The organism is Streptococcus mitis (assembly GCF_026782865.1).
Classification (GTDB): domain Bacteria; phylum Bacillota; class Bacilli; order Lactobacillales; family Streptococcaceae; genus Streptococcus; species Streptococcus mitis_CG.
In genome coordinates this window covers 55,796-69,372 of record NZ_JAKUXK010000014.1, presented here as the reverse complement: position 1 = coordinate 69,372, position 13,577 = coordinate 55,796, and the positions used below count along the sequence as shown (strand labels likewise).

Genomic DNA, 13,577 nt, shown 5'->3' with positions numbered 1-13,577 from the left:
CCTTTTCTTATTCTGAATCTTTTGGTGTTTCTGTAATTTCTTTCTTAGGTTTGTGATCCTTGTGATGACGTGGGCGGTGAGGACGCTCTGTTTTTTCACCTTTTTCATCACGTTCAGGTTTTGGAGGACGAGGAAGAAGGGCCTTCATAGAAGCATCCACACGTCCTTTTTCATCAATCTTGATAACCTTAACATCAACTTCATCCCCGATTGCTACCAAGTCTTCGACATTATTGGTACGTGTCCAAGCCATCTCAGAGATATGAACAAGGGCATCTGTCTTATCAAAGAGGTTAACAAAGGCACCAAATTTCTCGATACGAACGACTTTAGCACGGTAAACTTCGTCCACCTTAGCTTCACGGACCAAACCAGCAATAATTTCTTTAGCACGGTTAATAGCATCTTGGTCGCTAGAGTAGATAGACACATTTCCTTCTTCATCGATATCAATCTTAACGCCTGTTTCAGCGATAATCTTGTCGATAGTTTCTCCACCCTTACCGATGACAATCTTAATCTTGTCCACATCAATCTTGATGGTATCAATTTTCGGAGCAGTTGGAGCCAATTCTGGACGAACTTCTGGAATAGTTGCTTCAATCACATCAAGGATTTCAAAACGCGCTTTCTTGGCTTGGGCAAGAGCCTCTGTCAAGATTTCTGCAGTGATTCCTTGAATTTTGATATCCATTTGTAAGGCTGTAATCCCGTCACGAGTTCCTGCAACCTTGAAGTCCATGTCTCCAAAGTGGTCTTCCAAACCTTGGATATCTGTCAAGACTGTGTAGTTGTTTCCATCTGAGATGAGACCCATGGCAATCCCTGCTACTGGTGCCTTGATTGGCACACCACCAGCCATAAGGGCAAGCGTTCCCGCACAGATAGAAGCTTGAGATGAAGAACCATTTGATTCCAAGACCTCAGCTACCAAGCGGATAGCATATGGGAATTCTTCCAAACTTGGCAAGACTTGAGCAAGTGCACGCTCACCAAGAGCACCGTGACCGATTTCACGACGACCTGGCGCACCGTAACGACCAGTTTCCCCAACAGAGTATTGTGGGAAGTTATAGTGGTGCATAAAGCGTTTCTTGTACTCTGGATCCAAACCATCAATGATTTGAGTTTCACCCATCGGAGCCAATGTCAAAACTGAAAGAGCTTGAGTTTGCCCACGAGTAAAGAGACCAGAGCCGTGCACACGAGGAAGGAAGTCAACAACCGCATCCAAAGGACGGATTTCATCGACCTTACGACCATCAGGACGTACCTTGTCTTCTGTGATCAAACGACGCACTTCTGCGTGTTCCATTTGTTCCAAGATTTCAGCCACATCACGCATGATACGGTCAAATTCTTCGTGGTCCGCATATTTTTCTTCGTAAACAGCAGTTACTTGGTCCTTAACTGCTTGAGTTGCGGCTTCACGGGCCAATTTTTCTTCTACTTGGACCGCTTTTTGGAGATCGCTGTTGTATGCTGCGATAATTTCAGCCTGCAATTCAGCGTCCACACGAAGCAATTCTACTTCTGCTTTTTCTTTACCAACTGCTGCAACGATTTCTTCTTGGAAGGCAATCAATTCTTTAACTGCTTCGTGCCCTTTAAGGAGAGCTTCCAGCATGATTTCTTCTGACAATTCTTTAGCACCAGACTCTACCATGTTGATGGCGTGCTTGGTACCAGCTACTGTCAATTCAAGAAGAGAATGCTCTGCCTGTTCTTGCGTAGGGTTGATGATGATTTGACCATTCACATAACCCACTTGGACACCAGCGATTGGACCATCAAATGGAATATCTGAAATGGAAAGTGCCAATGATGAACCAAACATAGCTGCTATTGGTGCAGAAGCATTTTCATCATAAGAAAGCACGGTGTTGATGACTTGGACTTCGTTACGGAAACCTTCCGCAAACATAGGACGGATTGGACGGTCAATCAAACGCGCTGTCAAAGTCGCATCTGTTGAAGGACGTCCTTCACGTTTCATAAAGCCACCAGGAAACTTCCCAGCTGCATACATTTTTTCTTCGTAGTTGACTTGAAGCGGGAAGAAATCCCCAGTTGCCATTTTTTTAGACATCACGGCCGCAGTCAAGACAGTTGACTCACCATAACGCACGACAACAGAGCCATTTGCTTGCTTAGCAACCTGACCAGTCTCTACAATTAACTCACGACCCGCAAAAGTCGTTTGAAACACTTGTTTTGTCATTTTAATCCCCTTTGGATTGATAATATTATACGTCTTGCCTACAAAGATCAAGATACCAAGGACGTCAAAAGCAAAGTAAAAATAGGAAACTGACGAAGTCTTCGATGAATACAAGACAGTTTATCTGTTTTACACAGAGTTGTAGGCATGTTCAGCTTTCAAGATACAAATCATTAGAAAGGTTTGATGCTAAAGCATCTAATCCTTTCACGCTAACCGCTATTAGGCGATTAGCTAAATGCTTTACTAACTCTCACGTCAAATAACATCGATTTGACTCGTTCGTGTCGCTCAAACTAAATACTGAAAAGAACAAATTATGAAAAAATTTCTGTCATAAAATTGAGAATCGACAAAGCATTTGAAATTTTAATACCCTCATCTTTGTATCAAGTACGTACAGAGTTTATTTTATCATATTTTTCTTAAAAAGTGCGGTCTTTACCATTAAAAAGGAACCATTCCCCTCACCTGAGAAGAATGGTTTGCTTTTTATTATCCTAGAGACTGGTGATTAAACAAGGCATGAGTTGCTTGGTGGATATATTTTGCTGTTTCAGCATTGTTCATAGTGTAGAGATGCACACCGGCAACATCTTGAGTTACCAAGTCCACGATTTGATCCACTGCATAGGCAAGTCCTGCTGCTCTGAGCGACTCAGGGTCATGCTCATACTTGTCTAAGATGGCTTTAAACTTGCGTGGAAGATGGATATTCTCACAAGTCTTCAAGAGACGGAGAGCCTGATTTCGATTCAGAATTGGCATAATCCCTGCATGAATGGGAACATCAATCCCAGCTAAGATGCACTTGTCTTGGAAATCATAGAAGCGCTCATTGTCAAAGAAAAGCTGAGTTACAAGGCTCGAGCAGCCTGCATCTACTTTCTTCTTGAGATTTTGGATATCTGAAATCTGATTTGGCGAATCTGGATGCCCTTCTGGATAGCAAGCTCCAATAATATCAAAGTGAGGGGCTTGTTCCTTGATGAACTCAATCAAGTCGGTTGCGTACCGGAAATCTTTCTGTGGCTCTACATCTGGAATGATATCCCCACGAAGAGCCAAGATTTTCTGCACCCCAACCTTGTCCAAGTCAGCAATGGTTTCAGCAACTTTGTCCTTGGTCAAATAGATGGCTGGCAAGTGAGCAATAGTCGGAATCGCTAAGTCATTTTGGATAAAGTTGGCCAAACGGACCGTCGTTTCCTTGATATTAAATTTATTATTGCTGGCAGTTACACTGATAAAGTGGGGAGCCAACTCCTGCATATCTTGAAGAGCAGAAATAATGTTATCATTACCCACTGCTGGGTTTGGAGGGAACACTTCAAATGAGAGTGACGGTGTTTGGCGTGACATAGTCATTATCCTTTTCTAGTTGATTTTTTCGTTAGCTGGATTCCTAGAATTCAAGTGAAACGGGTAGATTTACCAAGCAGCGCTTCTTGAGAAATCCTATCTTACAATTTCTCACGCGCAGCTTTCGCTGCTTCCACAAGGCGGATCAAGCTTTCTTTTGTTTCTGGAATACCGCGTGTTTTCAAACCACAGTCAGGGTTGATCCAAACTTTCTTGCTTGGCACTTTAGCAAGGATGGCTTCGATTGTATTGTCGATTTCGCCTTCATTTGGCACACGAGGTGAGTGGATATCGTAAACCCCAGGTCCCACTTCTGTTTGGAAGTTTTTCGCTTTGAGTTCGTCCAAGATTTCAAGGTTTGAACGGCTAGCTTCAAAGGAAATAACATCTGCATCCATGTTGTCGATAGCTGGGATGATATCTGTAAATTCTGAGTAACACATGTGAGTGTGGATTTGTGTGTCTGGCGCTACTGTTGAGTGTACCAAGCGGAAGGCAGGAATAGCCCAGTCAAGGTAGTCTTCGTACCAGTCGCTACGACGGAGTGGCAATTTCTCACGAAGAGCAGCCTCGTCGATTTGGATAATCTTCACGCCAGCAGCTTCAAGGTCAAGAACTTCATCCTTGATAGCAAGAGCGATTTGAAGAGTAGAATCCTTGATAGAGATGTCTTCACGTGGGAATGACCAGTTGAGGATGGTAACAGGTCCAGTCAACATACCTTTAACAGGTTTGTTTGTACGGCTTTGTGCATAGCTAGACCATTTAACAGTGATAGGGTTAAGACGAGTTACATCACCCCAGATGATTGGTGGTTTAACCCCACGCATACCGTATGACTGTACCCAACCATTTTTAGAGAAGAGGTAACCTGACAAGTTTTGACCGAAGTACTCAACCATGTCGTTACGCTCAAATTCACCGTGAACAAGGACATCAAAGTCGATATCTTCTTGCCATTTGATCCATTCATCGATCGTTTCAGCAAGGAAAGCATCGTACTCTTCTTGAGACAATTCACCTTTACGGTAAGCCAAACGTTTAGCACGAACTTCTTTAGTTTGAGGGAATGAACCGATAGTTGTTGTTGGAAGAGCTGGAAGTTTGAAAGCTTCTTCTTGAATAGCTTCACGTTCTGCAAAGGCTGGCAAACGAGTGTAGTCTGCGTCTGTCAAATCAGCGATACGAGCACGAAGTTCCGCATTTTCACCCACACGCTCAGTCGCAAAGAGTTCTTTGTTGGCTGCAAGCGCTTCTTCACCTTGACCATTGCGGATAGCATCCAAATCACGAATCTCATCCAATTTTTCAACTGCAAAGGCAAAGTGATTCAAGATTGCTGGTTCAAATTCTTCATTAGCTGTTGTAAATGGTACATGAAGAAGTGAGCATGAGCTTGTCAAGACAATGTTTTCAGCTGGGATTTGCTCAAGAACAGCCAAACTCTTTTCGTAGTTGTTACGCCAGATGTTTTTACCATTGACAATACCTGCATAAAGAGTCTTGTCAGCTGGGAAGCCACCTTTAACCAATTCAAGAGTTTTCTTACCTTCAACGAAATCAAGACCGATAGCATCTACTGGCAAGTTTACAAGGTCAGCATAAACGTCACGAACATCTCCGAAGTAAGTTTGAAGCAAGACTTCAAGACCTTTTTTGTCAGCCAAAAGTTTGTTGTAGAGGTTCAAGAAGAGATCTTTTTCTTCGGCTGTCAAATCTTTTACAAGAGCCGCTTCGTCCAATTGGATGCGAGTCGCACCAAGTTCTGCCAATTTAGCAAAAACTTCTTGGTAAGCAGCAACTAAGCTGTCTACAAAGTCTTCTGCTTTCACGCCTTCTTCAAAGTCTGACAATTGAAGGAAAGTGAATGGACCTACAAGAACTGGACGAGTGTTCAATCCAAGTTCTTTTGCTTCTTGGAACTCATCAAAGATTTTGTGACCTGCAAGTTTGACTTGAGTGTCTTTTTCAAATTTAGGAACGATGTAGTGGTAGTTGGTGTTGAACCATTTCTTCATTGGAAGGGCGCGAACGTCTCCTTTTTCTCCTTGGTAACCACGACCCAAAGCGAAGTATCGCTCAAGGTCAGACAAGTCCAAGTTTTGAACTGAAGCAGGTACCACGTTGAAAAGGAAAGCTGCATCTAGGAAGTTGTCATAGTGAGAAAAGTCATTTGATGGAATTTCAGTGATGCCTTTTTCTTTGACAATGTTCCAGTGTTTAGCACGCAAATCTTTTGCGGCCGCCAAGAGTTCTTCTTCTGAGATTTCTTTTCTAAAGTATTTTTCAGTTGTAAATTTTAATTCGCGGAATTCGCCCAAACGAGGGAAACCGATGATTGTAGTTGACATGATGTGTCCTCCAAAATTTGTTGTTGAAACTATCTTAACAGAAAAGAAATCATCTGTATAATTGTAAAAAATTAGGCTTTGATATAGTTTGAAACTATATCTCTGTTTTAGACAAAAGAAAAAGACTTGAGACAAATGCCTCAAATCCTTTGTGTAGCTTGTTTTTTAACAATATTTCAGTTAGGCTCTTCAAACGCGTTATTAGTAATTCTTATAAGTGACTATGGCTTGTTATTGGAAAAGACTATAGGTTGATTCCCTTCTCTCGGAGATTGTCCAGACACTCCTCAAAGTAGGCAGCATCGTGCTCCTTGTAAATAGGGCTCGTCAAAGTCTCCTCAGGTAAATCCTCATAAGAAGGACAAATCTTACCACGATAGTTTTTATCCAACCACTCTTGACTGACATTATAGCCACGACGAGCCATTTCCTTCATAATCAAATCATGGTAGGCAAATAGCTGGTAAGGCGAGTGGGTAAAGACATAGTCAACCGTCGTATGCTTTCTGCCCCAGCCATTGCCACGCAGGGCACAACACTCTCGATGTTGCCCCAAGAGTTGAGGACGAGGAAGTTGTGAAATCAAAGCCTCATGCCAAAGTCTCATGGGAGTCTCCTTTCAGCAAAGTCGAATGTTGCAAGTAGGTATTTGGGTAGCGATCAAGCAAGTCTCTAGTCTTAGTGATCAAGTCTTCCTTAAAAGCCTGACCAAAGCGGTAGCGATCAAGCAAGAGCATGTAGTCCTTGCGCTCAGCATCTGTCGCTTTCTTTTTGAAATAGCCCCAAATATGCTGAAAGGCATTGCAAACCTGACCCCTGTGTTCTGGAATCTGGCAGGCACGGTCAATCATCTCCTGAACCTGACTCACCTCCACCTCTTCATTCTTCAAGTATTGGCGAATCTCATTGTATATATTACTAGAATGACTCAAAACGAGGTATTTGTTTCTCGCCCAGAGTTGCTGGCAAAGGGCACGTTGGTTATTATTCATAATTGACATTATACCATGTTTGGATTCAGAAATATCTATTCCTACTTTATAATCTTATAAAATTGCCTTTTTTAAAGCCGCTTGAAGTTCTTCATCTACTGCGTAGATATAGAGTCCATTTACTCCTCTTGTAAGTAAAACATTTAATTCATTTTTTAAAAGATCTTCACCAAAATTTTTCATTTCACCATTTTCGAGTTTCCTATTTTGAACTGCTCCTTTATTTTTACTAGCAGAGATATCAAACATAATTTTACCATCTCTATATTTAACCGATGGACCAATAATGACTCCAGCATAATTCAAATCAAAACCTTGCACAGTAAAAGTGGATCCTACTTCATCAATTGTTTGGGGTTGCTCTATCCAAGATAATTTTGCGTCTTTCTTCTCTGGCTTTATTTGTTGATTCCAAGGAGCCTTCCAGTCGCCGATTTCAACAAACCATTTTGGTCTAGCTTGCTTCTTTTTTTCTTCAACATAAGGCCAATCATATGTTGCAACTAATCTAGAAATACCTAGTTTTTGATCTTTATTCTTTAACTTAATAGCTTTTTGTAGTTCCAAAGGAGAATCAAAAAGTCTAATATCATATTGCTTATCTTTTGTTAATTTTTTGATTTCACAATCATCAATAATACTTCTAATCCAATTGACAGTTTCAGGATTTGCTTTTATTCTCATTTGATTACGTAATTCAATTAAATTTCCTTCCAGATTAGCCTCATGCTCCAATTCAAAAAATGTATTATCAGTCCATATTTGAGATTTATTCATAATCTGTTTATCATCATAAACCAAAACAACTACTTTCGACTGTGCTAATAAATCATTTAAATGATTTCCTCCAAGATATGCTTGATTTTTCGCGGTAAGCAGTAAATGCCCCTCGTCAACTATAACCACTCCTGCTTTAATCCTTTCTTTTCTCAAGGCATTTAAAAATTGAGTAGGCTTCATCGCTACTTCCAAAGTAGAACCACTATTCCAATTTAGTTTTCTTTCAATTTCTTTATATACACTTAATTGATTATTATGATTTACAACAAGATTAATGTAATTATTATCTTTAATAAATGAAATATCTTCAGAATTTAATAAATCATCTACCAACGAACTCATTAAAACTGTTTTCCCTGCTCCAGCTTCTCCTTTAACTAGGATAAGAGTCCCTTCTTGACCTTTACTAATAGAAGCAATTATTTTATTAATAATAGTATTTTTAGCTTCGATTTGTTCTTCAGTTAATTTATGAAAGGGAGATGCTTTAAAAATTGCTGAATTTCGAACAATACTCTCAATCGGAAATAAAGACTGATTCCTTTTTCTCAGTGAACGCCAAATTTTTGAAAAAATTGAATCTAATTCGTTGGATGTATAATATTCATTTTGAGGATTTTCTTTTCTATTTTGTACTCTTATAACATTACCAACACTTGAAAGATAAAGCATTAAACGATTTTCTATGTCCAGAGTTAAAGACTTATTAAAATGATTGTGACCAATTATAAACATCTTCGTTGTCGAAGATGTTGCAAAATCTCTCCAATCATCTCTGTTTTCTTTCTTTATATCATCTGTTAAGTGTTGACTAGTTCGTCGAATTATATTAGCTGTTTCTCCTACATATACACTAAATTGGTTATTCTTCTCATCGTTAACAATATAAACAACTGGATAATCAAATAAAAATTTTATATCATTTTTATTTTCACTAGATTTAAGCTGACTTTTAAGATTTACCAGTGAACTGCTTGAATACTTTATCTCTCTTACAATTGGACTTTTTATTTTAACCATTATTTCTCCAACTCAGTATATTTTTTATTATTCCCTTTACTTAGCTTTACAGGATATTTCCGATTATTATCAACTAATTTATCTTCAATAATCTTTTCTACATCTAACTGTAAATTATCTGCCAACATAAAGCTATAAATTAGAACATCAGCTAGTTCCTCTTTTATTCTTCCCAATGATTTGCTGGTGACCTCTTTGGACTCCTTCCATTGAAATAATTCCAAAAGTTCACTCGCTTCGATTGAAATTGAAATAGCTAAATCTTTTTCATTATGAAATTTTCTCCAATCACGATCATCTCGAAATTTATTAATTTTATCAATTGTTGATTTCATTTTAATTCTCCAATGTAAATCTACTAATATATAGTATAACATGAATCCGTTTTATAAATGTTATAAAAATAATAAAAAAGAAGGATTTACTCCTTCTCTGTGAGCACTATTCAATTTCAATCACTTATTTAGTTAGAATTTCTATTAATTCCTCATCATTAAGTGATTTATTATCACTGAACCTAATTGAATTATCAAAATATGCTTCATAGTATTCTGGCGATATTAATGTCATGTCTAAGATGTAGCTTTTATCTTTATCCTTTTGATAATTTGCTACTATCTCTGATTCTCGTAATTCTTTTTGAGATTTTGGTGTACCATTTGTCCTTTGATACTTTTCCATCAACTGCAAGTGTTGAAAAATGACTGAAATATATCTAGAAGGATTTACTAGAAATCTTTTACTTACAACAAACTTCGGAACTAAGATAAGAAGTTCCTCTACACCATTTTCATTAGGAGCAAGGACATACTGGCTTTCAAAGGTAGCCCACTTATGATTATCAACATCCCAATAATCAAAATGTTGTACTTCTTCACTAATTTTTAAACCATGTAATTTAGCTTGTTCTAAAGAATATAGAACCAATTCCTTTTTTAATAAGCTTACCAATAAATCAGACATCCTATCTTCTGAAAATTTCTTTACAAAGATTGGCATCGTCATTGGAGTCAGTAATTTTTCTTTAATTTTATCTACTGACTTATAGACATATCCGAAAAATTGATCAAGCATCTGCATTGAAACGCCTGTCCCTTTAGACTTATTCGAAGAATAGCCAAAGTGGATAGCATTACATTCTTTAGAGTGTGAAAATAGTTGCAATGCACCTGCTTTATTACCTAAACCGTAGATTCTATATACTGTTTTTACAAAATCATTAGCAATATTCCTAAACTGATCTGGTAAAAGCAATGGATCTACAAACAATCTAACATCCTTTGATGTATCTATATCAACAAAATCTAATCCTACTTGGATTGATTCTCTATTTAATAAGTTTGATATTCTTATAATATGTACCTCTTTTTTCTATATTTTGTAGAAAAAAGAAAATTATCAAAATGAGATTTACATTTCTTTTATTTAGTGTTAGAATAAAAGAGAATTTTTGAAATAGTGCTCATATTGCATTTTGAAATTCACCATCTCTAACTAGTCGTCAGCGCCCACTGACGTCTTTTTTCTACAATTCATATTATACCAAACAAAAACAAAAAAGCAATATTGTTTTCTATATATAGTGTTGATTTTTTCGAAAAACACAATATATAGTGCAATATTTTTAAAAAAGACTATAAAAACTAATCTTTTTCTTATTAACTTTCAACATTTAGGCATTAAATAAACTATTGATTCTATCCAGAATTTAAACAACTTATTTATTAACTATTATTTATTTCTCTACAATTTTGTTAATATATAAATTATCCACGAAACCACAAAAATCCCCTTAGAAATCCGCTTCTAAGGGGTTGTCTTTATCCTGCTGCTTGGGCTGGTTCTGCTGGTTTGGTCTTTTTATCTTTCTTGCTACTAGTGATGAGACGGCGCTTGCTATCTCGGATGCTATTGAGTTCCTTGAGGAGTTGAGTCAGGTGTTCCTTTTCAGGGTAGGCTTCTGCACTGGCGGCGGTATAACGCATAAAGAGGTCGTAGCTGGTTGAAAGTTCGGTACGGAGTTGTCTGGTCTTGCCGACTTCCTTGGCAGACTTAGAAGCACGCGCCTTACTTTCCACTTGGTCATATTCCTCTTGAGCATTGACCACCGCCTTCAGCATAGGAGTTAGTCCTAGACTGGTCACTGCTTCATGATAAGGTGTTTCACTAAGTGTTTTGAGAAGGCTCTTGATTTCTGCCGTTTCCACATCGTTGCTGTGCTTAGTGATGTCCTTATATTTGGCAAAGACTGGTTTCAGAGTCTCATGAGCTTCCTTGAGCTTGGCATCCTTAATCTTAGCAAATCCTCTATGAAGAGTAAAGAGCCCGACCAAGGCACTATCACGATTGCGATCGACTTCTGTCAGATTACTAGACTCTTTCGTCTCCACCACTGCAAGTTGAGCTTGAAAATCATCTAGCTTAGTCTTGAAGGGTTCCAAATGTTTGGCATACATGCCCTCATCCTTGTTTGCCTTAGAAAAAGTTGCCAGACTTTGATGAGTATCCATCATTAGGCTTTCAAACTCACGGTTAGTAAAGTTACTATAACTAAGTGGGCGAATAGCGTATGTTTTTGTCATGATGATATCCTTTCTATTTAACAAATCATTTTGTTTTTTCTTTATCAAACCAAGACTGGATTAGTTCTGGAAGATAGACCTGTTTTTGATCTGTTTTTACAATGCTTCCTTGTCTACCATGTTGAATCAAAGGTCTATCCTTAAATACAAAGACTTGAAACAATGCACAGACCAAAAATAGAAGCCCCCATGAAGGAAGTGTCGATAGCATACTCTCCTCATCATCTTTAACTTTCTTCATCAATTTTCTCCTTTAAGTTAATACACTCATTCTAACAGTTTCCCAAACCATTTTAACTCCCATCCGCTCAACTGTCATTATTTCCATCTAAAATGTACTTTTCAGGACAAATCAGACATTTCCAAATTAAAAAATCCCTATCTCACTAGACATACATTTCGTTCATCAGATAGAGACTCTTACTATTTTTCGATTTTAGCCTTTCTAGCTTTAGAATACATATAAACTTTAGCGAATACGACTATTCGAAAGCTAGAAGGCCTCAAAACTTTCGTAGATAAGCTATTCGAAGGTTATAATACTTTTAAATTTATGGAATGACAATTGTTCTAAACATAGAATACATTTAAACTTTAGGAAGGAGACCTGTTCTAAGTCTCGAAGGCCTGTATTTCCATCTATTTCTCAACAAAAGACTCATTCCCCCTTTCTCCTCCAAAATATGGTATAGTAGAACTATACTATCTATGAGGAGTTTACATGTCACAGGATAAACAAATGAAAGCTGTTTCTCCCCTTTTACAACAAGTTATCAACATCTCATCGATTGTCGGTGGGGTTGGGAGTTTGATTTTCTGTATTTGGGCTTATCAGGCTGGGATTTTACAGTCTAAGGAAACCCTCTCTGCCTTTATCCAGCAGGCAGGTATCTGGGGGCCACCTCTCTTTATCTTTTTACAGATTTTACAGACTGTAGTCCCTATCATTCCAGGAGCCTTGACCTCGGTGGCTGGTGTCTTTATCTACGGTCACATCATCGGGACAATCTACAACTATATCGGCATCGTGATTGGCTGTGCCATCATCTTTTATCTGGTGCGCCTCTATGGAGCTGCCTTTGTCCAGTCCGTCGTCAGCAAACGTACCTATGACAAGTATATCGGCTGGTTGGATAAGGGCAATCGTTTTGACCGTTTCTTTATCTTTATGATGATTTGGCCCATTAGTCCAGCTGACTTTCTCTGTATGCTGGCTGCCCTGACCAAGATGAGCTTCAAGCGCTATATGACCATCATCATTCTGACCAAGCCCTTTACCCTCGTGGTTTATACCTACGGTCTGACCTATATTATCGACTTTTTCTGGCAAATGCTTTGACATGTAAAAAATCCGTTTGGTTTCCCAAGCGGATTTTGTGCTTTATTTTGAAACTTCTTTTGCAAGGACAAAGTTCCCAAGTGTGGCAGAACCATTTCCTGCGACTGCTGGAGTCACGATATAGTCACGCACATCAGGTACTGGTAGGTAACCATTGAGAAGAGCTGTAAATTTCTCACGGACACGGTCCAGCATGTGTTGTTGAGCCATGACCCCTCCACCAAAGACAATCACGTCTGGGCGGAAAGTCACTGTCGCATTAACCGCAGCTTGAGCGATATAGTAGGCTTGAACATCCCAAACAGGGTTGTTGAGTTCAATATTTTCCCCACGAACACCTGTACGAGCTTCCAAACTTGGACCAGCTGCATAACCTTCCAAACATCCCTTATGGAAAGGACAAACACCCTTAAATTCTTTTTCAATATCCATTGGGTGTCTAGCCACATAGTAATGACCCATCTCAGGGTGACCGGCACCACCGATAAACTCACCACGTTGGATAACACCTGCACCGATACCTGTACCGATTGTGTAGTATACCAAGTTTTCGATACGGCCACCAGCATTGTTACGGGCAACTACTTCACCATAAGCAGAGCTGTTTACGTCTGTAGTGAAGTACATTGGCACGTTGAGGGCACGACGAAGGGCACCAAGCAAGTCCACATTTGCCCAGTTTGGTTTTGGAGTCGTTGTGATAAAGCCATAAGTTTTTGAGTTTTTATCAATATCAATCGGACCAAATGAACCAACTGCAAGACCAGCAAGATTATCGAATTTCGAGAAGAACTCGATGGTTTTATCGATTGTTTCGATTGGAGTTGTTGTTGGAAATTGTGTTTTTTCCACAACGTTAAAGTTTTCATCACCGACAGCACAGACAAACTTTGTACCGCCCGCTTCCAAGCTTCCATATAATTTTGTCAT

Annotated in this window: 12 protein-coding genes; 1 reads left to right on the top strand and 11 read right to left on the bottom strand. The window is 38.9% G+C overall.

The features are described from left to right. Window positions 1–7: 7 nt before the first annotated feature. The 10 genes from pnp to MK482_RS08165 form a co-directional block, all read right to left on the bottom strand. Window positions 8–2,221: a polyribonucleotide nucleotidyltransferase gene (pnp, locus tag MK482_RS08210; protein ID WP_268718461.1), complete on the bottom strand. Its 2,214-nt coding sequence runs from the start codon at window positions 2,219–2,221 to the stop codon at window positions 8–10. Between the two features lie 495 nt (window positions 2,222–2,716). Continuing rightward, complete coding sequence (gene metF, locus MK482_RS08205; RefSeq protein WP_265476954.1) at window positions 2,717–3,583, bottom strand: methylenetetrahydrofolate reductase [NAD(P)H]; 867 nt, start codon at window positions 3,581–3,583, stop codon at window positions 2,717–2,719. A gap of 101 nt (window positions 3,584–3,684) precedes the next feature. Next, window positions 3,685–5,934, bottom strand: coding sequence for a 5-methyltetrahydropteroyltriglutamate--homocysteine S-methyltransferase (metE, locus tag MK482_RS08200; RefSeq protein WP_078352766.1), 2,250 nt, complete (start codon window positions 5,932–5,934; stop codon window positions 3,685–3,687). Window positions 5,935–6,178: 244 nt separating this feature from the next. Then, entirely contained in the window at window positions 6,179–6,541 is a 363-nt protein-coding gene (locus tag MK482_RS08195) for a TIGR02328 family protein (protein ID WP_268718460.1), read from the bottom strand. Continuing rightward, window positions 6,525–6,935, bottom strand: a complete 411-nt coding sequence (locus MK482_RS08190; protein ID WP_419151980.1) for a YbgA family protein — start codon at window positions 6,933–6,935, stop codon at window positions 6,525–6,527. The genes MK482_RS08195 and MK482_RS08190 overlap by 17 nt, the downstream gene beginning before the upstream one ends. Window positions 6,936–6,980: 45 nt before the next feature. Beyond that, window positions 6,981–8,726 (bottom strand): DUF2075 domain-containing protein, encoded by a 1,746-nt coding sequence (locus MK482_RS08185; RefSeq protein WP_268718459.1) that lies wholly within the window; start codon window positions 8,724–8,726, stop codon window positions 6,981–6,983. Then, window positions 8,726–9,061, bottom strand: coding sequence for a nucleotide pyrophosphohydrolase (locus tag MK482_RS08180; protein ID WP_268718458.1), 336 nt, complete (start codon window positions 9,059–9,061; stop codon window positions 8,726–8,728). Before MK482_RS08180 ends, MK482_RS08185 begins: the two co-directional genes overlap by 1 nt. Window positions 9,062–9,185: 124 nt before the next feature. After that, window positions 9,186–9,995, bottom strand: coding sequence for a hypothetical protein (locus tag MK482_RS08175; protein ID WP_268718457.1), 810 nt, complete (start codon window positions 9,993–9,995; stop codon window positions 9,186–9,188). A gap of 551 nt (window positions 9,996–10,546) precedes the next feature. Beyond that, window positions 10,547–11,308 carry a DUF6261 family protein gene (locus tag MK482_RS08170; protein ID WP_268718456.1) on the bottom strand — a complete coding sequence of 254 codons (762 nt, stop codon included), beginning with the start codon at window positions 11,306–11,308 and terminating at the stop codon, window positions 10,547–10,549. Window positions 11,309–11,333: 25 nt separating this feature from the next. After that, window positions 11,334–11,549, bottom strand: coding sequence for a hypothetical protein (locus MK482_RS08165; RefSeq protein ID WP_268718455.1), 216 nt, complete (start codon window positions 11,547–11,549; stop codon window positions 11,334–11,336). Between the two features lie 480 nt (window positions 11,550–12,029). On the opposite strand from MK482_RS08165, the gene MK482_RS08160 reads away from it, so the two are divergent. Then, window positions 12,030–12,647 (top strand): TVP38/TMEM64 family protein, encoded by a 618-nt coding sequence (locus MK482_RS08160; protein ID WP_000076168.1) that lies wholly within the window; start codon window positions 12,030–12,032, stop codon window positions 12,645–12,647. Window positions 12,648–12,689: 42 nt separating this feature from the next. On the opposite strand, the gene scrK is transcribed toward MK482_RS08160, so the two are convergent. Continuing rightward, window positions 12,690–13,577 (bottom strand): fructokinase ScrK, encoded by an 888-nt coding sequence (scrK, locus tag MK482_RS08155; RefSeq protein WP_000164305.1) that lies wholly within the window; start codon window positions 13,575–13,577, stop codon window positions 12,690–12,692.